General features: G+C 69.1%; 18 protein-coding genes and 2 pseudogenes. 7 read left to right on the forward strand and 13 right to left on the reverse strand.

What is annotated here, in order from left to right; all coding sequences use genetic code 11:
- The first annotated feature begins 182 nt into the window (after window positions 1-182).
- From mhpA to JK364_RS45150, 3 genes are read left to right on the forward strand one after another with little or no spacing between them, the layout of a single operon-like run.
- On the forward strand, window positions 183-1,796 hold the full coding sequence (gene mhpA, locus JK364_RS45140; RefSeq protein WP_201857263.1) for a bifunctional 3-(3-hydroxy-phenyl)propionate/3-hydroxycinnamic acid hydroxylase MhpA: 1,614 nt from the start codon (window positions 183-185) through the stop codon (window positions 1,794-1,796).
- Complete coding sequence (locus tag JK364_RS45145; protein ID WP_201857264.1) at window positions 1,793-2,902, forward strand: alpha/beta hydrolase family protein; 1,110 nt, start codon at window positions 1,793-1,795, stop codon at window positions 2,900-2,902. The genes mhpA and JK364_RS45145 overlap by 4 nt, the downstream gene beginning before the upstream one ends.
- Window positions 2,903-2,934: 32 nt before the next feature.
- Entirely contained in the window at window positions 2,935-3,909 is a 975-nt protein-coding gene (locus JK364_RS45150) for a helix-turn-helix transcriptional regulator (RefSeq protein WP_307841591.1), read from the forward strand.
- A 144-nt stretch (window positions 3,910-4,053) separates the two neighbouring features.
- Here the strand turns inward: JK364_RS45150 and JK364_RS45155 are convergent.
- Together JK364_RS45155 and JK364_RS45160 are read right to left on the reverse strand one after the other, a co-directional pair.
- Window positions 4,054-4,245, reverse strand: a pseudogene (locus tag JK364_RS45155) (transposase); the annotation flags it as partial.
- A gap of 50 nt (window positions 4,246-4,295) precedes the next feature.
- Window positions 4,296-4,529, reverse strand: a complete 234-nt coding sequence (locus tag JK364_RS45160) for a hypothetical protein (protein WP_201857265.1) — start codon at window positions 4,527-4,529, stop codon at window positions 4,296-4,298.
- 182 nt (window positions 4,530-4,711) lie between these two features.
- On the opposite strand from JK364_RS45160, the gene JK364_RS56115 reads away from it, so the two are divergent.
- From JK364_RS56115 to JK364_RS45175, 3 genes are all read left to right on the forward strand, one after another.
- Complete coding sequence (locus tag JK364_RS56115; RefSeq protein WP_230993485.1) at window positions 4,712-5,014, forward strand: hypothetical protein; 303 nt, start codon at window positions 4,712-4,714, stop codon at window positions 5,012-5,014.
- A gap of 259 nt (window positions 5,015-5,273) precedes the next feature.
- Complete coding sequence (locus JK364_RS45170) at window positions 5,274-5,966, forward strand: response regulator transcription factor (RefSeq protein WP_307841592.1); 693 nt, start codon at window positions 5,274-5,276, stop codon at window positions 5,964-5,966.
- The gene (locus JK364_RS45175) at window positions 5,963-7,366 is read left to right on the forward strand and encodes a HAMP domain-containing sensor histidine kinase (protein WP_201857267.1); all 1,404 of its coding nucleotides are present in this window, start codon (window positions 5,963-5,965) and stop codon (window positions 7,364-7,366) included. Before JK364_RS45170 ends, JK364_RS45175 begins: the two co-directional genes overlap by 4 nt.
- A 206-nt stretch (window positions 7,367-7,572) precedes the next feature.
- Here the strand turns inward: JK364_RS45175 and JK364_RS45180 are convergent, their stop codons facing one another.
- The 11 genes and pseudogenes from JK364_RS45180 to kdgD all read right to left on the reverse strand — a co-directional run bounded on the left by JK364_RS45180 (window position 7,573) and on the right by kdgD (window position 18,715).
- Window positions 7,573-9,723, reverse strand: a complete 2,151-nt coding sequence (locus JK364_RS45180; RefSeq protein ID WP_201857268.1) for an MMPL family transporter — start codon at window positions 9,721-9,723, stop codon at window positions 7,573-7,575.
- Between the two features lie 10 nt (window positions 9,724-9,733).
- Window positions 9,734-10,012, reverse strand: a complete 279-nt coding sequence (locus tag JK364_RS45185; protein ID WP_307841597.1) for an integrase core domain-containing protein — start codon at window positions 10,010-10,012, stop codon at window positions 9,734-9,736.
- Window positions 9,912-10,640 carry a helix-turn-helix domain-containing protein gene (locus JK364_RS57780; RefSeq protein ID WP_307841593.1) on the reverse strand — a complete coding sequence of 243 codons (729 nt, stop codon included), beginning with the start codon at window positions 10,638-10,640 and terminating at the stop codon, window positions 9,912-9,914. The genes JK364_RS45185 and JK364_RS57780 overlap by 101 nt, the downstream gene beginning before the upstream one ends.
- Before the next feature lie 18 nt (window positions 10,641-10,658).
- Window positions 10,659-10,832: pseudogene (locus JK364_RS45190) on the reverse strand (transposase); the annotation flags it as partial.
- Window positions 10,833-10,895: 63 nt separating this feature from the next.
- Window positions 10,896-11,357: a RidA family protein gene (locus tag JK364_RS45195; RefSeq protein ID WP_201857270.1), complete on the reverse strand. Its 462-nt coding sequence runs from the start codon at window positions 11,355-11,357 to the stop codon at window positions 10,896-10,898.
- 106 nt (window positions 11,358-11,463) lie between these two features.
- Complete coding sequence (locus JK364_RS45200; RefSeq protein WP_201857271.1) at window positions 11,464-13,113, reverse strand: M24 family metallopeptidase; 1,650 nt, start codon at window positions 13,111-13,113, stop codon at window positions 11,464-11,466.
- Window positions 13,114-13,168: 55 nt separating this feature from the next.
- Entirely contained in the window at window positions 13,169-13,948 is a 780-nt protein-coding gene (locus JK364_RS45205; RefSeq protein ID WP_201857272.1) for an ABC transporter ATP-binding protein, read from the reverse strand.
- 19 nt (window positions 13,949-13,967) lie between these two features.
- Window positions 13,968-14,993 (reverse strand): ABC transporter substrate-binding protein, encoded by a 1,026-nt coding sequence (locus JK364_RS45210; protein WP_230993487.1) that lies wholly within the window; start codon window positions 14,991-14,993, stop codon window positions 13,968-13,970.
- A 21-nt stretch (window positions 14,994-15,014) separates the two neighbouring features.
- A complete protein-coding gene (locus JK364_RS45215) occupies window positions 15,015-15,875 on the reverse strand; it encodes an ABC transporter permease (RefSeq protein ID WP_230993488.1) in 861 nt (286 codons plus the stop codon).
- Between the two features lie 256 nt (window positions 15,876-16,131).
- Window positions 16,132-17,775 (reverse strand): aldehyde dehydrogenase (NADP(+)), encoded by a 1,644-nt coding sequence (locus tag JK364_RS45220; protein ID WP_230993489.1) that lies wholly within the window; start codon window positions 17,773-17,775, stop codon window positions 16,132-16,134.
- A 13-nt stretch (window positions 17,776-17,788) separates the two neighbouring features.
- Window positions 17,789-18,715, reverse strand: coding sequence for a 5-dehydro-4-deoxyglucarate dehydratase (gene kdgD, locus JK364_RS45225; protein ID WP_201857273.1), 927 nt, complete (start codon window positions 18,713-18,715; stop codon window positions 17,789-17,791).
- A gap of 107 nt (window positions 18,716-18,822) precedes the next feature.
- On the opposite strand from kdgD, the gene JK364_RS45230 reads away from it, so the two are divergent.
- The gene (locus JK364_RS45230) at window positions 18,823-19,725 is read left to right on the forward strand and encodes a LysR family transcriptional regulator (RefSeq protein ID WP_201857274.1); all 903 of its coding nucleotides are present in this window, start codon (window positions 18,823-18,825) and stop codon (window positions 19,723-19,725) included.
- Window positions 19,726-20,029 lie beyond the last annotated feature (304 nt).

Below are 20,029 nucleotides of genomic sequence, written 5' to 3' on the forward strand. Positions count from 1 at the left end.
CCAGTCCTCCTTGGCGAATTGCCCGGCCAAGGTAGGTACGCGACGGCGGGAACCAAGTCCGGTTCGGGCGGGTCTTGTCCGGTTCCGGCAACGGGTCCGGGATCGGATACCGGACGCCGGAACCGGACAGGGAGTCCGCGGCCGACTGCCTAGCGTGTGCGGCACAACCAAGGGAGGGGACGATGCACGGGACGACCATCGATCCGACTGCGCCGCCGGGTGACACCGACGCCCCGTACGACGTCGTGCTGATCGGGTACGGCCCGGTCGGCCAGACCCTGGCGGCGCTGCTCGGGCAGGCTGGCCACCGCGTCGCGGTCCTCGAACGCTGGCCCCGGCTGTACGGCAGGGCGCGCGCCGGGCACGTCGACCACGAGATCATGCGAATCTTCCAGTCTCTCGGCGTGGCCGAGCGGGTCGCGCGGGACATGTTTCGCGCCACCAAGTACGAGTTCCGTAACGCGGCGGGCGAGACCCTGCTGACCTTCGACTGGGACGCCGAGGGCATCTCCGGCTGGCCCTCCGACTACTTCATGTACCAGCCGTCGGTCGAGGACGCGCTCGACGCGGCGGTGCGGGCGCTGCCCAATGTCTCGGTACACCAGGGCTGGGAGGCCACCGAGCTCACCCAGCACGGGGACCACGTCGAGGTCACCGTGCGGGAGAGCGCCGGCTCCCGCGCCGGGAACAGTCTTCCCGGCGCGCGGACCCGGACGTTCCGGGGCCGGTACCTGGTGGGCGTCGACGGCGCGAACAGCTTCGTCCGCGCCCGGCTCGGCACTGCCCGGAGCGACGTCGGCTTTAAGGAGACCTGGTTCGTCTGCGACCTCGAGCCGAAGATTCCGCTGCACCTGGGGTTCGACAATGGGCAGGTGTGCGACCCGGCCCGCCCGCACTGCCTCTTCCAGCTCGGCACCCGGCACCGCCGGTTCGAGTTCGCGCTGCTGCCCGGTGAGGACCCGGGCCGGTTCGACGACCCGTGGGCGGCCTGGGAGCTGCTCGAGCCCTATGGCATCACCCCGGACCGGGCCGACCTCGTCCGGCACGCGGTCTACACCTTCGAGGCCGGGCTCGCCGAACAGTGGCGCAGCGGCCGGACCCTGCTGGCGGGCGACGCCGCGCATGTCATGCCGCCGTTCATGGGGCAGGGGATGTGCTCGGGGATCCGTGACGCCAAGGCCCTCGCCTGGCGACTGGACCTGGTACTGCGTGGCCTCGCCGCCGACACCCTGCTCGACGGCTACCAGGCCGAGCGGGCGCCCCACGTCGAGACGCTGATCCGGCTCTCCGTCGAGGCGGGCCGGGTGTCCTGCACTTTCGACCCGGAGATCGCCGCGGCCAGGGACGAGGCCTTCCGCCGCGGCCAGGTACCACCCCTGCCCGTCTTCCCCCACCTGCACGGCGGGTTCCTCGACACTGCAGCCGAAGGAAAGGCGGCCGAGGTCGTCGGCAGGCTCGCCCCACAGGGCAGGGTGCGGTCCGCAGGCCGCACCGGGCGGTTCGACGACGTGGTCGGCCACGGCTGGACCTTGTTGTTCGCCCCCGTCGCTGCCCGCGAACTCACCGCGCCCCAGGTGGCCGTGCTCGACCGGATCGGTGCCCGGGTGGTTGCCCTCGGCGAGGACCCCGCCGACGTCGACGGCTACTACGCCGACTACTTCGCCCGCACCGGCCTCGCGGCGATCCTTTACCGCCCGGACTTCTACGTCTTCGGCGCCGCCGAGGACGCCGCAGCGGCGGGCCGGGCCGTCGAGGCTCTGGGCCGGGCGCTGGCGGGAACGGCGGTGGTTCCGTGACGGACGCTCAGGAGTGGCGGGCCGCGGCAAAGGCGCACAAGCGGGCGATGCCGATGCAGCGGCTCGTCGGCAACGGCATGGACCCCGCCGACGCCCACGAGCTCCACCGGCTCGCCGACGGCGGACGGCCGTGGGACGAGGCCGCCGAGGAGCTGGGGGAGCGGAACCTGGCCCGCGCAAGCGCCGCGCTCGCCGCAGGGCACACTGCGACGGCACACGGCTGGTACCTGTTCGCCTCGGCCTGCTTCCGGGCCGGGCAGGTCCCGCTCGCCGACGCCGAGCCGCGCAAGCGGGAGCTGTACCGCAGGCTGATCGACGCCTTCGGCGCGGCGGGCGCGCTGACCGAGCCCGCCGCCGAACACCTGGACCTGGACACCCCCGCCGGGATCGTGTCGGGCTGGCTGCTGCGCCCTGCCGGGGTCACCAGGCCGCCGGTCGTGGTGATCGTCGGCGGGTTCGACGGCTGGCGGGAGGAGTACCACGCCGGCGCCACATATCTGCTCGAGCGAGGAGTCGCCGCCTTCCTCGCCGACTTTCCCGGGCAGGGAGAAAGCAGGCTGTTCCACGGCAGCCACATGACCCTGGGCGTGGAGAAGGCTTTCGGGGCGGTCGCAACGGCCCTGCGGGCGGACGGCAGGCTCGACGATCGGGTCGGGATCTGGGGGAACAGCATGGGCGGATACCTCGCCGCGCTGGCCGCCAGCGCAGGACAGGGGTACGCAGCCTGTTGCATCAACGGCGGCACCGTCCGCCCCGCCGAAATCCTGGACCGCTACCCGAGGTTCATCGCGAAGGTACGGCCGCTGCTCGGGATCGACGACCCCGGGCAGGCCCATGCAGCGATGGAGCGCTACCGTCTCACCCCGGAGCGGCTGGCCCGGCTGCGGGTCCCGCTGCTCGTCCTGCACGGCAGCCCCGACCGGGTATTCCTGGCCGGCAACGCCCGCGCCCTGTACGACTCCGCGGCCTCGCCCGACAAGCGCTGGGCCGAGTGGCCCGACGGCGACCACTGCCTCTACAACCATTCGCACGAGAAGCACGTGCTCGTCACGGACTGGTTCGCCGACCGGCTCCGCGACTCCTTGGCCCGGGAGAGCGGCCGGTGAGACAGTGGCATCCTCGACCCAGGAGGTGAACGGTGTTGTCGAGTCCTCTGCGTGACTACATCCTCACGAAGTCCCGGAACCCGGTGACCCTGCTCAACTCCGCGGCCCGGCTCTTCGGCGGGGCGGTCACCCTCAGCCCCCTCGGTCCGCTCCACGAGGGCGACCACGAGCTGCGCGGCGTCGCGGCCCCGGGCTTCGCCGTCGGCTACTTCGCCTCCTCGCTGTCGGTGCAGGTCGGCGCGGCCCCCGGCAGAGACTCGTACTTCGTCAACCTGGGCCTGGCCGGCGAGATCGCCGCGCGCCGCGGCGACCGGCAGGCCGTCCTCGGCCAGGCCAGGGCCGGGGTCTACAACCCCGGCGACGCCCAGGAACTCCGCCAGAACCGGCACGGGACGCGCTTCCTCGGCCTGCGGATCGACGCCGGGCTCGTCCGGCGCGAGCTCGCGGCGCTCACCGGGCGCCCGGATGCCCCCGCCGTCCGCTTCGACCTGCCGCTCGACCTGTCCCAACCGCGGGGCAGGGCGGTGAAGCTGCTGATCGAGTCCCTGATCGAGCAGCTCGACTCCGGTGACCCGCTGTTCCAGCGGCAGGAGCTGCAGCAGAGCCAGCTGCGCTGCATCGTGACCGCTCTACTGCTGGCCCAGCCGCACACCCACACCGTCACATTGCACGCCGCCCCCGCCACACCGCACCCCAAGGCGCTGCGGTCGGCCCTTGCCTTCGTCGAGGACAACCTGCCGGAGCCGCTCTCCCTGGGCCGGATCGCGGAGGCGGCCGGGTGCAGCGCACGGACGCTCAGCGGCATGTTCCGGGAAGAGCTCGACACGTCGCCCATGAGTTACGTTCGCGGCCTCCGCCTGGACCGCATACGCCACGACATCCTGACGACCGATGACCCAATCGGAGACATCGCGTATCGCTGGGGCGTCACCCATCTCGGCAGATTCGCGAGCGAGTACCGTTCGCGATTCGGTGAGCTTCCGTCGGCTACCGCCGCCCGAAGATAGCTTCCACACCGTCGCAGGGGTCACGTCCTCTGAAGTGGTGTTTCGATAGGACGGCGACTCCCGTCGCAGTAGCCCCTGTTTGAGGCTATTCGTCCAGTTGTGGGGTGTGCTGTCGGTGTCCTGCTCAGGGGTGCAGGCGGCGTGGCATTCAGCGAGGATGGCCGGGCCGATGTAGCGGCGCTGCCCGGTCCATTCGCCGGTCTGCTCGGCCAGTACAGCGGTGACCAGGCGGGTGAGCGCAGCGCGGTCGGGGAAGATGCCCACGACGTCGGTGCGGCGACGGATCTCTTTGTCCAGGCGCTCTTGGGGATTGCTCGACCAGATCTGCTTCCACCCGGCCCTCGGGTAGATCGGGTGTGATACTGGTGGGTTCGCGTATTCAACTGTCACCAGTTCTCCGAGGGGTCCAGCCTGGTGGTGACCGCCAGTGGCCCCCAGAGGCGTATCAGCTCCAGGCGCTCGGTCTGCGGCATCGGTGCGGCCCGGCTGATGTGCACTGGAGGAAGCCGGAAAGGCCGGGTGAGCTTGCTGGCCGAACACCACAGCAGGAAGTTCCGGATGGTGTTGCGGGCGTGCTGGTTGTGTTCGGCGTGCCAGGCGTCGCCGTCTTGCGTCGCCATCGGCTGGTCACCCCGGGCACGCTGCTGACCTGGCACCGGCGTTTGGTGCGCTGGAAGTGGCGCCAGACGGCGGTCAGATCGGGTCGTCCACCATTGCCGGAAGGGACAGTTGCGCTCATCCAGCGCCTGGCGAGCGAGAACCCGAGACCGTCTTCCGCAAACGTCTCTACGTCTTCTTCGTCATGGAGATCGCCACCCGGCGCGTCCACGCCCTGGGCGTCACCGCCCACCCCACCGGCGCATGGGTCACCCAACTCGCCCGCAACCTGCTCATGGACTTCGAAGACAAAGCTGGGCGCTTCCGGTTCCTCATCCGGGACCGGGACAGCAAGTTCACCGCCGCATTCGACGCCGTCTTCGCCGGCAATGGCACTGCCGTCATCCCGACTCCGCCGCAAAGCCCACGGTCCAACGCGTTCGCCGAACGATGGATACGCACAGCCCGCGCCGAATGCACCGACAGATTCCTCATCACCGGCGAATGACACCTGAGTACGGTCCTCACCAGGTACACCGAGCACTACAACTCCGGACGAGTAGGCGCCAGCAGGTACTCGGCGGACTGCTCAACGAGTACCACACCACGCCACCCCGACCGTCTCACCATCCCCAGGAAACGCCCAGCTCAGCAGCCTGATCGGAATATTGACACCCTTCAGGTCCCCAGCAACGCTCTAATCCTGGTCTCAGGTTGATCGGGGACAATGAGCGGCAAAAGCATCGACTGGAAGAGGGCGGGCCGGCGTGCGGATCATGATCGCGGATGATGACGTGGCCATCCGTGAGTCGCTGGAGCGGGTGCTCCAGGTCGAGGGTTACGACACCAGCACCGTCGCCAACGGTCTCGCCGTGCTCGACGGGGTCGGTGGGGCCGGCGGTGACACGCTGGATCTGCTGCTCCTCGACGTGATGATGCCCCGCCTCGGCGGGTTGGAGACCTGCCGGCGGTTACGGGCCGCGGGTCGGGATCTGCCGGTGCTGATGCTGACCGCCCGTGACCAGGTCTCCGACCGGGTCACGGGGCTGGACGCGGGCGCCGACGACTACCTGCCCAAGCCGTTCGCCACCGAGGAGTTGCTGGCCCGGGTGCGGGCCCTGCTGCGCCGGCGCACGCCGACCGACGGGGAGTCGCAGATCCTGTCGTTCGCCGACGTCCGGCTCGATCCCGACAGGTTCGAGGCGTGGCGGGGCGGGCGGCCGCTGCACCTGACCCGGACCGAGTTCTCCCTCCTGGAGGTCCTCGTGTGCAACGCGACCCGGGTCTTGACCCGCGACGCGCTGTTCGAGGCGATCTGGGGCTTCGGCATGAGCTCCACCGCCAACAACCTCCAGGTATACGTGAGCTACCTGCGTCGCAAGATGGAGGCCGAGGGTGAGCCGCGATTGATCTACACGCTGCGCGGCCTGGGATACACGTTGCGGGAGACTCCTCCGTGAGCAGGCCCGTCGGCCGGGAACCGCGCCGGCTGACCCGATGGTGGCGCCGGCGGTCCCTGCGGACCAGGCTGACGGTGATCGCGGCGACGGCCATCGCGGTCAGCGTGTTCGTGGCCTTCCAGGTGGCCAGCGAGCTGCTGGACTGGGAGCTGCAGGACACCGCCGAGAATCAGCTGCGCGCCGACTCCCGCGTCCTGGCGACGAACGCGGAGCGCGCCGGTCTGGCGCAGGTCCAGCTACCGCCGTATCCCGGATCCGGTCGGCTGGTGCGGGTCATCCTGCCCGACGGCTCGACCCGGACGCCGGCCGGCCAACCCGCGCTGCCCCCGGTCAGCGAGCACGCCGGGCGCGTGGCGCAGGGCGCGTCGGCCGACCTGATGGAGTCGAAGGACGGCGACGACGACGGCTACCGCATCTACACTCTGCGGGCGGGCGACGGCGCGGTCCAGGTGGCCCGCGTCGCGGACGACAGCCCGATCAACCGGTTCGGGTTGGGCATGCTGCTGATCGGGCTGCTCTGCGTGGTCGGCGGCGCCCTTGTCGGGCGGACCGTGGCGCGGACCGGGCTGGCACCGATCGACCGGCTGACCGCCGCAGCGGTACGTGTCGCGCACACCCGGGATCTCGACGCCGACATCCCGGATGAGGGCGGTGGGGAGATCCGGCGGCTGATCCAGTCGATCAACGACATGCTCGCCGCGCTCCGGGACTCCCGGCGGGCCCAGCGGCTGCTCGCCGAGGACGCCGCCCACGAGCTCAAGACCCCGCTCACCAGCCTGCGCCTCAACGTCGAGCTGCTGATCCGGCTCGATCGGCGCGGCACCCTGGACAGCGCACTGCCGGCGGAGAGCCGGACCCGGCTGCTCAACGATCTCGGCGCCCAGGTGGCCGAGTTGAGCACCCTTGCCGCCGAGCTGACCGACCTGGCGCGCGGTGACGTCAGCGACGAGAGCACCGAGCTGCTCGACCTCGTCGACGTGGTGGTGGCCGCCGCGACCCGGGCGCGTTCTCACGTGCCCGACATCGAGGTCGCGCTCGACGTGACCTCCGTGTGGGTGAGCGGGCGTCCCGCTGCGCTCCAGCGGGCGGTGCTCAACCTCATCGACAACGCCGGCAAGTGGTCCCCCGCGGACCAGCCGGTCCAGGTCCGGCTCCGTGCCGAGGGCGCGTCGGCGGTGCTCGAGGTCGACGACGCCGGGCCGGGCATCGACGCCGCCGACGTACCGCGGGTGTTCGACCGGTTCTACCGTGCCGACAGCGCCCGGGCGTTGCCGGGATCCGGTCTGGGGCTGTCGATCGTGCAGCGGGTCGTCGACGCCCACGGCGGCCGGGCCACCGTCGCCCGCTCCGCACGCGGTGGCGCGCTGCTTCGGGTCGACCTTCCGGCCGCGGTGCGCTGACCCGCCCCGGCGGCGCGGCGCAGGACAAGGGACGGCGGCCCTCGGGCATGGCTCCGCGCGGCTCACCGCCGGGGCAGGACACCGCGGTGCGCCGACCCCAGCCCCAGCGCGTGGCGCAGGACCAAAGGGCGGCGGCCGTCGGGCCCATGAGAAAAATCCGGGACGGGCCTGGGTCCCCGTCCCGGATCTCGTCCGTGCCGCCGCGCTCACCGTTGCAGCGCGGGCTCCTCGTCGTCGCCGAGCGACTGTTGACCGTCCGGCAGCTCCGCCGCTGGACGGGACAGCCGGCTCGGCCACCAGATCCGCCGGCCGATCAGCAGCGTGAGGGCGGGCACCAGGACCGACCGCACCAGCAGGGCGTCGAGCAGCACGCCGAAGGCGACCAGGAACCCGACCTCGATCAGCATCACCAGCGGAAGTGTGGCGAGGACCGCGAACGTGGCCGCCAGGACCAGGCCTGCCGAGGTGATGACGCCACCGGTGGCCGAGAGGGCTTTGAGCATGCCTTCCCTGGTGCCGAGACGCACGGTCTCCTCCCGGGCCCGGCTGGCCAGGAAGATGTTGTAGTCGACGCCGAGCGCCACCAGGAACAGGAATGCCAGCACCGGCGCCGAATAGTCGATGCCCTTGAACCCGAGGATCGTGTCGAAGACGAAGACGCTGCCGCCGAAGGCTGCGGCGAATGAGACGATCACGGTGGACATCAGGACCAGCGGGGCCACGATCGCGCGCAGCAGCAGCCCGAGGACGATCAGGACGACGGCGAGCACCAGCGGGATCACCAGCTTCTCGTCGCGGCTGGTGGTCACCTCGGTGTCGAGGTTCTCCGCACTCGGCCCGCCGACGATCGCCTCCGCCCCGCTCACCGCGTGCACGGCGGTGCGCACCCGCTTGATCGTGTCGTACTCCGCGACGGTGTCCGGCGCGTCCGTCGGGAACACGGAGATGTTGGCCCAGCCACGGCTGGTCTGCTCCGGGATGGCCAGGGCCACACCGCGAGTGTCCTTGACGATGTCGAGCACCCGCTCCTGGTGCGCCGGCCGAGTGAAGATCGTCATCGGCTGGCCGCCGAGCTCCGGGAAGTGCTGGCGGAGAACGGTGAAGCCGGTGACCGACTCCGGCGCGGACAGGAACTGGTCCTGCTCCCGCAGGGCGCCGGTGTTGCCCGCCAGCCCGATGGCGAGCACGCCGAGGACTCCGAGCGAGCCGAGTGTCGCCACCCACCGGCGGCGGCTGATGGCGGTGCCGAGCCGTCCCCACAGCCCCGGCTTCTCCTCCACGGCCGTGCTGAACCGCGGGATGGCCGGCCAGAAGATCCGCCTGCCGAGCACCACGAGCACCGCCGGGAACAGCGTCAGCATGGCCACCAGCGCGCACAGGATGCCGGCCGCACCGATCGGGCCCAACCCGCTGGTGCTGTTCAGGTCCGCGACGAGCAGGCAGAGCAGGCCGGCGACCACGGTGGCCGCGGACGCGATGATGGCCGGCGCCGCGCCGCGTAACGCGTGGACCATCGCGACCCGGACGTTCTCATGGTGGTGCAGTGCCTCCCGATATCGAGCGATGAGCAACAGCGCGTAGTCCGTGCCGACGCCGAATACCAGGATCGTCAGCAGCGCCGAGTTCTGGTCGTTGACCACGATGCCGAAGCCCTTGACGAGCAGGTAGACGGTCGCCATCGCGGTCAGTGCGGCCGCGCCAACGGCCACCAGCGGAATGAACCACAACACCGGGCTGCGGTAGGTGAGGATGAGCAGGAGCGTGACGACGACGACGGTGGTAAGGAGGACCTGCACGTCGATGCCGTCGAAGACGGCGTCCATGTCGCCGTCGATCGCGCCCGGGCCGGTCACGTCGAGTTCCAGGCCGGCGGGGCGGTCCTTCGCGGCGTCACGCAACGGGCCGACGATGGCCTCCGGTTCGCCGTAGATCGTGCTCACCTCGAGGGTGAACATCATCGCCTTGCCGTCGGTGGAGCGTTTCGTCGGTGAGCCCTCATCGTCCTCGCCGGCCGCCGCCGTCGCCTTCGGGGGGTACCGCTTGGCAAGGGTGTTGTAGTGGCGCTCGACCGTCGCGCGGTCGGCGTCGGTCATGCCGCCGGCGCGGTGGTACACGAAGACGAACGTGTTGTTGTCGCCGTCGGGGAGACTGTCCTCCAGCACCGCCACCTTGGTGGACTCGGCACTGGCCGGCAGGGTGTCCACGGCGCTGTCGGTGGTGACCGAGCTCAACTTTCCACTCAGCGGCACCATGCCCGCCGCCAGCACCAACCACAAGCCAATCACCAACCACGGCACCCACCGGCCTGCCAACCGACCGGCCGGCGCTTCGCCGGACGGTGCTGTGTTGACTGCCATCACTAGCCTCCTACATACGGGTTACATCGCTTATCTGGATGCCTACTTCGTACCGAGCGAACCTGAGGCGACTGTTAATACGGCGCTCAGGCCGATTGGCCGATGGGGCACGTAGGTCCAGGCCGCGGTGGGCTCGTCCGGCGTTGTAGTGCTCGGCGTACTGGTCGAGGACCGTCCGCAGGTGTCGTTCACCCGTGATGAGGAGTCGGTCGGTGCATTCGGCGCGGGCTGTGCGTATCCAACGTTCGGCGAACGCGTTGGACCGTGGGCTTTGTGGCGGAGTCGGGATGACGGTTGTGCCGTTTCCGGCGAAGATGGCGTTGAATGTGGCGGTGAACTTGGGTGACCCATGCGCCGGTCGGGTGGGCGGTGACGCCCAGGACATGGACGCGCCGGGTGGCAATCTCCATGACGAAGAACACGTAGAGACGCTTGAGGAAGACAGTTTTCACGTGCATGAAGTCGCAGGCCAGCAGCGTGTGGGCCTGGGAGTGAAGGAAGGAGCGCCAGGTCTGCTGGGATGCGCGTTGCGGTGCGGGCGGCAGGCGGCGCAGAACGCGCCGGATCGTCGCGGCGGCGACCCGATGGCCAAGCCGTCGTAGTTCGTCTTGGATTCTGACGTATCCCCAGGTGGGGTTCTCTCTCGCCAGGCGCTGGATGAGCGCGACTGTCTCTTCCGGTAACGGTGGCCGACCGGATCTGACCGCCGTCTGGCGCCACTTCCAGCGCACGAGACGGCGGTGCCAGATCAGCAGCGTGCCCGGGGTAACCAGCCGATGGCGACGTAAGACGGGTGGCAGGTGCTTGGCGAGAGCGGAGAGCACGGCACGGTCAGCCCATGAAAGCCGCGGCCGCTCGACCTGTCGGCGCAGCACAGCGACCTCATGCCGAAGGACAAGGATCTCGGCGTCGTTCACGGCGCTTCAGGTCTGTCAGGGACCGTACCGTTTCGGCAGATCCGGCCAGGGCACCCCGGTCCGGGACCGGAAAAGCACCCCGTTGATCACTCTGCGGTGATCCGCCCACTGCCCGCCCGGCTTGCCGTTGCCGGGCAGCAGGGGTTCGATCTTCTGCCACTGCGCGTCCGTGAGCTCGTGTCGCCGCACCATACGGGTGTCCTGCCCGACCAACCACGAGATCCACCCAGTCCACCAAGAGCCATCAGAAACGCCCTAGCTGCGGATGGCGATCGTGGCGTCGAGTTCCACCAGCGCGCCTTGCGGCAGTACATGGGCCGGCAAGGCGGTTCGAGCGTGACGACCCGCGTCGCCCAGGACGTCGAGCAACAGCTGTGAAGCCCCATCGATCACCGACGGCTGGTCCACGAAGGTGGCTGAACTCGTGGCCCAGGCATTGAGCTTCAGTATCTGCTGCACATTGTCGAGGCCGACCGCGTCGTTTATGCGCGCCAGGAGGTTGAGCGCAGCGGTTCTCGCTGCGGTCACTCCGTCGGCCAAGGTGGCATTGTCTCCCAAGCAGCCCTGTAGGGTCTCGCCTGAGGCGGTCCGTGAGATTTGGCCGGACACGTAAAGCAGATCGCCCCATCGAACGGTCGCCTCGTACGCGTAGCGGGGCGCACCGAGCACCGGAAGCTCGATGGACAGCGCCTTGAGGCGCTCCTGCACGTCAGTCATGTTGCATCCCAGTTCAACAAGTCGGACGAGCGACACGATCGCGCGTTCTGTGCAGCACGCTGGAGCGGCTCCCTGCGAACGATGTGGCTCTTGGGCAGTTCAGCCGTCATCGCTTGCTCAGGATGTAGGTACGGTCGCGTCCGATGTACCAGAGATCCTCGGTGCCGATCGCCGCGTTCTCATAGCGCCAGGGGATCTCGGCGGCGCCGTACGAACCGACCTCGAGGACGTGCTTGTAGCCGGGCCGGAGCTCGTTGGCGAATGACTCCTGCTTACCCATGAGGTGGCCGACGTTGCGCTTGCGGTACTCCGTGTTGAAGTCGACGTCCGTCCCGAGCATTCCGATCTGGACCATCCGGTCCAGGTGCGGCGCCAGGTAGCGCAAGGTCCCCTCATGTACGTCCTCGCACACCACGCCGGGCTTGAGCTGCCCGATGATGCCCTCACGCACCACGTCGAAGAAGAAGCTGTACGCCTCCTTCGCGGCCGCGGTGCGGGGCAGCGAGCGGGCCATGTCGGAGGTGGCGACGTTGACCCCGTCGAACACGATGCGCACTCCGGCGTCGAGCTGGATGCACGTCGTCTCGTCGTTGATCGGGTAGTCGACCGGCGGGCCGGGGAAGAGCATCCGGTTCGACGAGTGGAGGTTGGTGAAGTACGGCTCGATGCCGAAGGGGATCTCGTTCACCGTGCGGAACTCGACGATCTTCTTGAGGTACACCGCGTTGATGTCGAGTTCGGTGAACGAGCGGCCGGCGGCGAGGCCCGCCTCCGCCCAGGCCAGCGCCTCCTCGATGGCGAACACGCTCGCCCGGGCGGCGACGACCTGGAAGGCGAGGTCCTCGTGGTCGCGGATGTCCCGCCAGTGGCCGAGGTCCGCCGAGACCGGAACCAGTTCCGCTCCCTCGCGCTCGAGCTCGCGGGCCAGGCCGACGCTGATCCACTCGTCCTCGACCCCGGTCCGTACGCCGCCGGCCAGAGCCCGGACGGCGGCGCCGATGGACGGGAACTGGCCGACGGCCGCCCCGGAGACGCCGGGGGTTCCATCGGGCGCCAGCACGATCAGCTTGTCCGAACCGGCCAGCCACAGGCCGACCGCGCCATCCGGCTGCGCGAACCCGGTCGCCTCGGTGAAGTTGGGGGGCGCGGCGAGGAGCAGCGCGTCGAGAGAGCGGTCCCCGGCGAGCGTTTTCAGCGCCGAGAACCGGCTGTCCTCGCCGGCGGTGAACTCCTCCGCCAGGCCGGAGAGGTGTTCGACGTTCTCGATGAGCCGTCGCGCGGTGCGGACGCCCGTCTCGCGCCACGCCGCGAACCTCGTCAAGACCTCCTCGATGTCGAGCTCGTAAGCGGTGACGGGGGTGGGGTCCTGGTCGGCGACGACGAGTTCGACGGAGCCGGACAGCGCGCGGTAGTGGCTGTAGACGATGTCGGCGGCGAGGCTCACCGGAGCGCCGTCGGCGAGTTCCTGTACCAGGCTCGTCAGGGACGCCGAGGCGGGAGTGTCGGCGACGACTCGGGGGTCGATCGTGACCCAGGGAGCGTAGAACTTGATCTGGTCCTTCGGGACCCCGGCGGAGAGGGCGTTGCCCTGCTCCTGTTGGCGCACGAGCAGGTACCGGCCCTTGTCGGTCTGTGCGATCAACGGTGCGACGAGCGGGTAGGAATCGAGGCGGATCGCGGAGAACAGGAGGCTCTTGCGTGCGTTGAGTCCGTAGGTTGCTTCGACCTGTGAGGCGTCTGCGGTGAGGCTCAGCATTGGTGCGGTGCTCCTATGATGTCGATTTCGGTGTCGGCGTCCGGGCCGGCGGCGGTCAGCTGATTCCGGTCACGACTCCGATGTGGGATTCGATTTCCGTTGTGTAGTCGGAGAAGGCCGGGGAGAACCGGTGCTCCTTGCCCCTCGGCCGCGGGAAGTCGATCGCGATGTCGGCGACGATCCGGCCGGGGCGGTCGCCGACGACGACCACCCGGTCGCCGAGCCAGACCGCCTCGGAGATGCTGTGGGTCACGAACAGGACGCTGCACCCCGTGGTCTGCCAGATGCGCTGGATCTCGAAGTTCATCGAATCGCGGGTCATGGCGTCGAGCGCGCCGAAGGGCTCGTCCATGAGTAGCAGTTCGGGGCGGGAGACCAGCGCGCGGCAGATGGCCACCCGTTGCTGCATCCCGCCGCTGAGCTCGTAGGAGTAGTGCTTGGCCTTGCTGCCCAGCCCCACCATCTCGAGCAGTTCCTGGGCGTAGCGGCGGGAGTCGTCGGTGCGGGTGCCGCGGAATTCCAGGGGCAGGAGCACGTTGTCGATGTTGTTGCGCCACGGCAGGAGTACGGGGCTCTGGAACACCATCGCGATGTCCTCGATCCCGTCGCGGATCGGCCGCCCCTTGACCAGGATTTCGCCCTCGGTGGGCTCCTGGAGGCCGGAGATCGTCTTGAGCAGCGTGGTTTTCCCGCTGCCGGACTGTCCGACGATCGAGACGAACTGTCCCGGCTTCACGTGGAAGTCCAGCCCCTTGAGCACCGTGTTGCCTTGGCCGTCCCGGGATCGGTAGGTCTTTCCCACGTTGTTGACCGAGATGGCGTACTCGTTGTTCATGTGACTCTCCGTCCGGCCGTCACGGCGCCTTGATGGTCTCGTTGGAGTGCAGCGGCTCGAGGTAGGAGTTGCTGTACACGTCCTTGGGCGTGAGGTTGCTCCCCGGGTTCAGGCCGAGGAACCGGCGGGCGACGTCGATGGTTTTCTGGGCGCCTGCGTCGTCCATGACGCCGAACCGGTGCGCCGACTTACCGGCGCCCCAGTTGAGTCCGCACTGCGCGCTGATCGCGAGGGTGATGGTCTTGGCCTCGTAGCCCGAGACCTCTTTCTGGAAATCCTTCGCGGCGTCGGCCGGGTGCCGGCACGCCCACAGGTAGCCCTTCTGCATCGCCCGGTTGAACCGCCGGACCTGCTCGGGATCGTTTTTGAGCTTCTCGTCGGAGACGACGATCCCGTTGCCGTAGAGGTCGATGCCCAGATCGGACCACTTCAGCACGAATGCCTTCCGGCCGAGTGCGTCAATGGCCGGCTGGTCGGAGACGTACAGGGCGAGGTTGGCGTCCCACTGACCGGCCAGCAGGCCGGGGATCTTCGATGCGCTCGCGGCGGAGACGACGTTGACATCGCCCTCCTTGAGCCCCAGCTTGTGCATCGCGAACGGCCACATCGCGGCCATCGCACCACCGCCCTCGGTGGCGACCGTCTTGCCCCGGAGGTCGGACCATCCCTTGATTCCGGTGCCCGCGAGCCCGACGACCGCGTAGGCGGACCTGGCCTGGAGGAGGTTGACCTGCTTGACCTTGGCGCCCCGGCCCTGGGCGGTGACCGTGGCGCCGAAGTCCGCCCAGCCGGCGTCGACCTTGCCGGTGACGACGGAGGTGACCGTGTTGGTCGATCCGGACCCCGGCATGACCGTGAGGTCGAGACCTTCCGCCTTGAAGAAGCCCCGCTCGACAGCCGAGATGAACAGAGCGTGCTTCGGCAGGTACCCCACGTCGAGCATGAGGGTCATCGAATTCTTCCCGCCGTTGCTCGCGCAGCCCGACACGGACATGAGGAGCACCGCCCCGACGATCGCGGCGATCCTGCGGATCGAGTTACGCATTCGAGTCTCCGATCCCCGCGGTCACTTTGCGTGGTTCTTCCACGGGACCAGCTTTCGTCCCGCGAAGTCGACGATGAAGAACAACGCCAGGGCGATGGCGGCGAGCACGATGAAGGCCGCGAACATCGATGGGAGGTCGACCTGGCTGTTGGCGAGGAGGATGACATATCCCAGCCCCTTGGAGCCGGCGATGAACTCACCGACGACCGCCCCGCCCACAGCGAGCGAGATGGAGATCTTCGCTCCGGAGAAGATCGATGGGATCGCGTAGATGAAGTCGATCTTCGTCATCTTCTTCCACGGCGACGCCTTGTTGATCCGTGCGAGTTCTTGCAGTTCGTGGGGTACTGAGCTCAGGCCGTCATAGGTGTTGATCACCAGGGGGAAGAACGCGATGGCCATCGCGACGAACGCCTTCGACTCGAAGCCGAACCCGAACCACACGATGAACAGCGGCGCGAGCGCCACCTTGGGGATGGTGTCGATCGCGATGAGCGCGGGGTAGAGGAAGCTGCGCACGGTCGGCGAGTAATGCAGCACCGCACCGCACAGAATCCCGAGCGCGGTGCCGAGCGCGAACCCGGCAAGCGCCTCCTGCAGCGTGACCAAGGTGTTGCTCGCGAAGTAGTCGGGCCGTTCGATCAGCTCGGCGAAGGCCGAGATCGGCCCGACGGCCAGGTATTCCGGCGGGCTGAAGATGATCACCAACAGCTGCCACACGACGAAGAGACCGACGATCCCCGCGACCGCCTTCGCACCAACCGCGATCGAGTCACGACTGAACATTTTCGGCTTGGATCTCGCCGGTCCACCGAGCGCTGCCCCGGGCGGGGACTGACGCAGGCCGTCCGAGCCGACCTCACTGACTTCAGGAGAGGCCATGGCGGACCCCCCCATCGAAGGGCGCGTCGTGCGCGGGCAGGGCCGCGGCCGCCGGGTGGGGGCATGGGCGCCAACAGGAGCCTGTGGCGGGGAGCGGCGACGCGGCCGGTATCCGGCGCGGCGAGGGGGGCGGCGAGAGCCATCGCGGTGTCATTACGTCCTCACAACATTGGAAGGGTTGCCACTGGGCAGTCGCGGGCATGGCCGGCGGGGCCGGACCTTGGCCAGGTGGATATCGCCTCACCCGGCCGACTGGTCAATCGGCGCTGTCGACGGCGAGCGCGTCTCGACTGGGTTCACCGTCGAGTCGGCGCCACACACCAAGCGGATTTTCGTCACGAACCTCAGCAGGCAACAGCGCGGTCGGCACGTCCTGATAGGCTACGGGCCGCAGGAAACGCTCGATCGCGAGCGTTCCGACGGAAGTACTTCGAGGATCTGTCGTGGCCGGGAACGGCCCACCGTGCACCATCGCGTGTCCGACCTCCACTCCGGTGGGCCAGCCGTCGAACAGGATGCGGCCCGCTCGCTCCTCCAAGAGCGGCAGCAACTTCGCGGCGAGTAGATGATCGGCCTCATCGGCGTGCACGGTCGCGGTGAGCTGACCTTCCAACGTCTCCACCGCCGCGGTCAGCTCGGCGGTGTCCGCGCATCGGACGAGCAGCGATGTCGCGCCGAAGACCTCGGCCTGTAGCGCCGGATCGGCGGCGAACCGAGCACCGTCGACGGTCAGCAGCCGGGCGCGGCCACAAGCCGCACTGTCGGGCCGGCTGCCGCGTGCGAACTCATCGACGCCGTCCCGGGCCGCGAGGGCGTCACCGGCGGCGGCGTAGTGGCCGGCGATGCCCGTGGTGAGCATGGTGGCTCCGGCGTCAGCGGCGACGGCGTCGGCCGCGGCCCTCGTGAACGCGTCGAGGCCCGGTCCTTCGACGGCGAGCACCAGACCGGGGTTGGTGCAGAACTGCCCGGCGCCGAGCGTCAGCGATCCGGCGAACGCGGCGCCCAGCTCGGCGCCGCGGGATTCGAGCACCGCGGGTAGCAGCAGCACTGGATTGATGCTGCTCATCTCCGCGTACACCGGGATCGGCACCGGCCGAGCCGCCGCCATGGCCGCGATCGCCAGCCCGCCTTCGCGGGACCCGGTGAAACCCACGGCACGAATCCTCGGATCTCTGACGAGTCGGGCGCCTACCTCGGTCCCACCGCCGACGAGCTGGGAAAACACCCCCTCGGGCATACCCGTGTCAGCCGCCGCTTCGGCGATCGTCCGCGCCACCAGCTCCGCGGTACCCAGATGCGCCTGATGCGCCTTGACAACCACCGGGCACCCGGCGGCCAGCGCCGATGCCGTGTCGCCCCCGGCGGTGGAGAAGGCCAGGGGGAAGTTGCTCGCGCCGAACACCGCGACCGGACCGAGCGCGATCCGGCGCTGCCGGATATCGGCGCGTGGGAGCGGTTCGCGGTCGAGCCGTGCCGGATCGATGCGAGCACCTTGCCAGGTGCCGGCCCGCAGCTCCGCGGCGAACAGGCGCAGCTGACCGCTGGTACGGCCGACTTCGCCGGTGAGTCGCGGACGAGGCAGCGCGGTCTCGGTGTGGGCGCACTCGACCAGCGCATCCCGACGCTCGTCGAGCAGATCGGCGACGCGCTCGAGGAACTCGGCACGCCGCTCGGCAGTGGTCGCCCGAAAAGCCGGAAAAGCCCGCTTTGCCAGAGCGCAAGCCCGCTCAACATGGTCGACCGACGCCGCGCGGTAGCCAGGACCGAGAACCGCGCCTGTACGGGGATCGACGGACCGGATCTCCTCACCCGTGCCGATGACGGGTTCGGCTCCGATGACCATGACGCCGGCAGGGCTGGTCTGAGGGAGAGCGGACACGAGTGGCTCCTTGCGCTTCATCGGGTCGGTGGCGTCAGGCGATGGCAGTGCGCGACGCCTCGATGACATCGGCCAGCAGTTCACGCTCGGGATCGTCCAGATCGGTCAGCGGCGGCCGCACCGGACCGGCCGGATGTCCAGCCAGATCCATGCCGGCCTTGACGATGCTCACCGCGTAGCCAGCCTTACGGTCACGAATCGTGGTGTAGGGCAGCACGACGTCGTCGAGCAGCCGGCGCACCTTCGTCCGGTCCTCTGCTCGCACCGCGCTGTAGAAAGTCAGGGCGAACTCGGGCAGGAAGTTGAAGATCGCCGAACTGTAGGTCGTGACACCCAACTCCAAGTACGGCAGCGCGAACGTCTCCGCCGTCGGCAGCCCGCCGATGTAGACCAAGCGGTCGCCGAGATGCGAGTGGATCCGGGTGATCGCCTCCAGATCACCGACACCGTCCTTGAAACCGATCAGATTCGGGCAGGTGTCAGCAAGCGTGGCCACTGTGTCGGCTGTGTACACGGCATTCGCACGGCTGTAAAGCACCACGCCCAGCGAAGTGGACTCGCAGACCGCGCGCACATGAGCGGTGAGGCCGTCCGGGGAGGCCTCGGTGAGGTAGGGCGGGAACAGCAGCAGGCCGTCGGCGCCCGCCGCCTCGGCATCGCGGGCCAGCTCGACCGCTTGCGCGGTGCCGTGTCCGGCCGGGGCGAGGATCGGGGTGCCCTTGGGCGCGCTGCCGACAGCGGCTCGGACCACGGCGCCGACTTCCTGCGGGGTCAGGGAGAAGAACTCCCCCGTCCCCCCGGCGGCGAACAGACCGGCGATCTCGTACTGGCCCAGGCGGCCGATGTTCTCCCGGTAGGCGGGCTCGTCGAACGCCAGGTCACGGGAGAAGTGGGTGACGGGAAACGACAGCAGCCCGGAGCCGAGGCGCTCGGCAAGCTCGGTCGGGGTAAAGGCGGGCATTAACGTTTCCTCTCGGGGGTGCAGGACAGCGACTGCGAGAACCATAGGAACCAAATCGATGCACGTCCAACACTTCTTTGGGATCAACCGATACCTATAATGGATCGATGTTTACGTTGAGCCAGCTTGAAAGCTTCGTCGCGGTCGCCGAGACACTGCACTACGGCCGCGCGGCGGAACGGCTGTCGATGACTCAGCCCCCTCTGTCCCGGCGGATCCAGCTACTGGAGCGCGAGCTGGACGTCGAGCTGTTCGACCGGGTCGGTCGCTCCGTCCGGCTCACCGCGGCCGGACGGGCGTTCCTGAGCGACGCCCGGCGCATTGTCGGGCTGTCCGAGCAGGCGGCGCTGTCGGTGCGCCGGGTGCCCGCAGGCGAGATTGGGACAGTGGCGCTGGGTTTCACCGCGTCGTCGGCGCACTCGGTGCTCGAGGCCATCGTCGGCCGCATTCACACCCGACTGCCGAGCGTCGATCTGGTGCTGCGCGAACGGGTGTCCGCAACACAGATGGAGGAGCTGCGCTCCGGGGAACTGGACCTGGGCCTCGTCCGTCCCCCGGTCCCCGGCACCGGGCTCGAGCACCGCCCGCTGCACCGGGAGGCATTGCTGGCCGCGATCCCGGCCGGGCACCCGCTGGCCGCGCCGGACCGGGTGCCGCACGTGCGCGACTTCGACGGCGAGCCGTTCGTCATGTACTCACCGGCCGAGGCCCGCTACTTCTACGAGGTGCTGGTCGGCGTCTTCCGCGGTGCCGGGATCGCGCCCTGGTACGTACACCACCTCAGCCAGGTGCACGCGATCCTGGCGCTGGTGCGGGCCGGGTTGGGGCTCGCGCTAGTCCCCCGGGCAGCCGAGACACTCGGGCTGGACGGCGTCGTGCTGCGCCCGGTAACCGGGGTCGAGGGCGAGCCAGTCGAACTCGTCGCCGCCTGGCGGGCGAACGACGACAGCCCAGCCCTGCACGCCGTCCGGGATCTGGTGATCGACCTGGCCGGCCGAGGCTTCTCCTGACAGCTGCGTTCGCTGGGCAGCGATCGACGCCGGTGGTGAGGCATACCGGGCTCTGATCGAGGGCCGGAAATCGGTGGCGTCTACGGGCGGGGCTGGGCGTGAGCCCGACCTGGAGGACGCGGAGGTAGGCGTCGGTCGCGGCGGGCTATCGGTCCCGGGGGGGGTGCCCCTATGGGTTTCGTCAACCTGTGGGGACGGGTTGGGGGTCGGCATCGAACGCCTCGCCGTACTTGCCATCGCGGTCGCGCAGCAGGAAGCGCAGGGTCTGTGATGCCCTCGGCTTGCGTGGTCAGGAACTCGCGCC

Origin of the sequence: Streptomyces endocoffeicus (genome assembly GCF_016741935.1) — a bacterium.
In the GTDB taxonomy this organism is placed as follows: Bacteria; Actinomycetota; Actinomycetes; order Streptomycetales; family Streptomycetaceae; genus Streptomyces; species Streptomyces endocoffeicus.

Excerpts from the sequence above, each read along its gene's own strand:
- JK364_RS45205 (WP_201857272.1), bottom strand. The coding sequence starts at position 13,948 with ATGAACAACGAGTACGCCATCTCGGTCAACAACGTGGGAAAGACCTAC.
- JK364_RS45210 (WP_230993487.1), bottom strand. The coding sequence starts at position 14,993 with ATGCGTAACTCGATCCGCAGGATCGCCGCGATCGTCGGGGCGGTGCTC.
- JK364_RS45195 (WP_201857270.1), bottom strand. The coding sequence starts at position 11,357 with ATGACTGACGTGCAGGAGCGCCTCAAGGCGCTGTCCATCGAGCTTCCG.
- JK364_RS45215 (WP_230993488.1), bottom strand. The coding sequence starts at position 15,875 with ATGGCCTCTCCTGAAGTCAGTGAGGTCGGCTCGGACGGCCTGCGTCAG.
- kdgD (WP_201857273.1), bottom strand. The coding sequence starts at position 18,715 with ATGCCCGCCTTTACCCCGACCGAGCTTGCCGAGCGCCTCGGCTCCGGG.
- mhpA (WP_201857263.1), top strand. The coding sequence starts at position 183 with ATGCACGGGACGACCATCGATCCGACTGCGCCGCCGGGTGACACCGAC.
- JK364_RS45160 (WP_201857265.1), bottom strand. The coding sequence starts at position 4,529 with ATGGCGACGCAAGACGGCGACGCCTGGCACGCCGAACACAACCAGCAC.
- JK364_RS56115 (WP_230993485.1), top strand. The coding sequence starts at position 4,712 with ATGGAGATCGCCACCCGGCGCGTCCACGCCCTGGGCGTCACCGCCCAC.
- JK364_RS45180 (WP_201857268.1), bottom strand. The coding sequence starts at position 9,723 with ATGGCAGTCAACACAGCACCGTCCGGCGAAGCGCCGGCCGGTCGGTTG.
- JK364_RS45200 (WP_201857271.1), bottom strand. The coding sequence starts at position 13,113 with ATGCTGAGCCTCACCGCAGACGCCTCACAGGTCGAAGCAACCTACGGA.
- JK364_RS45220 (WP_230993489.1), bottom strand. The coding sequence starts at position 17,775 with ATGAAGCGCAAGGAGCCACTCGTGTCCGCTCTCCCTCAGACCAGCCCT.
- JK364_RS45230 (WP_201857274.1), top strand. The coding sequence starts at position 18,823 with ATGTTTACGTTGAGCCAGCTTGAAAGCTTCGTCGCGGTCGCCGAGACA.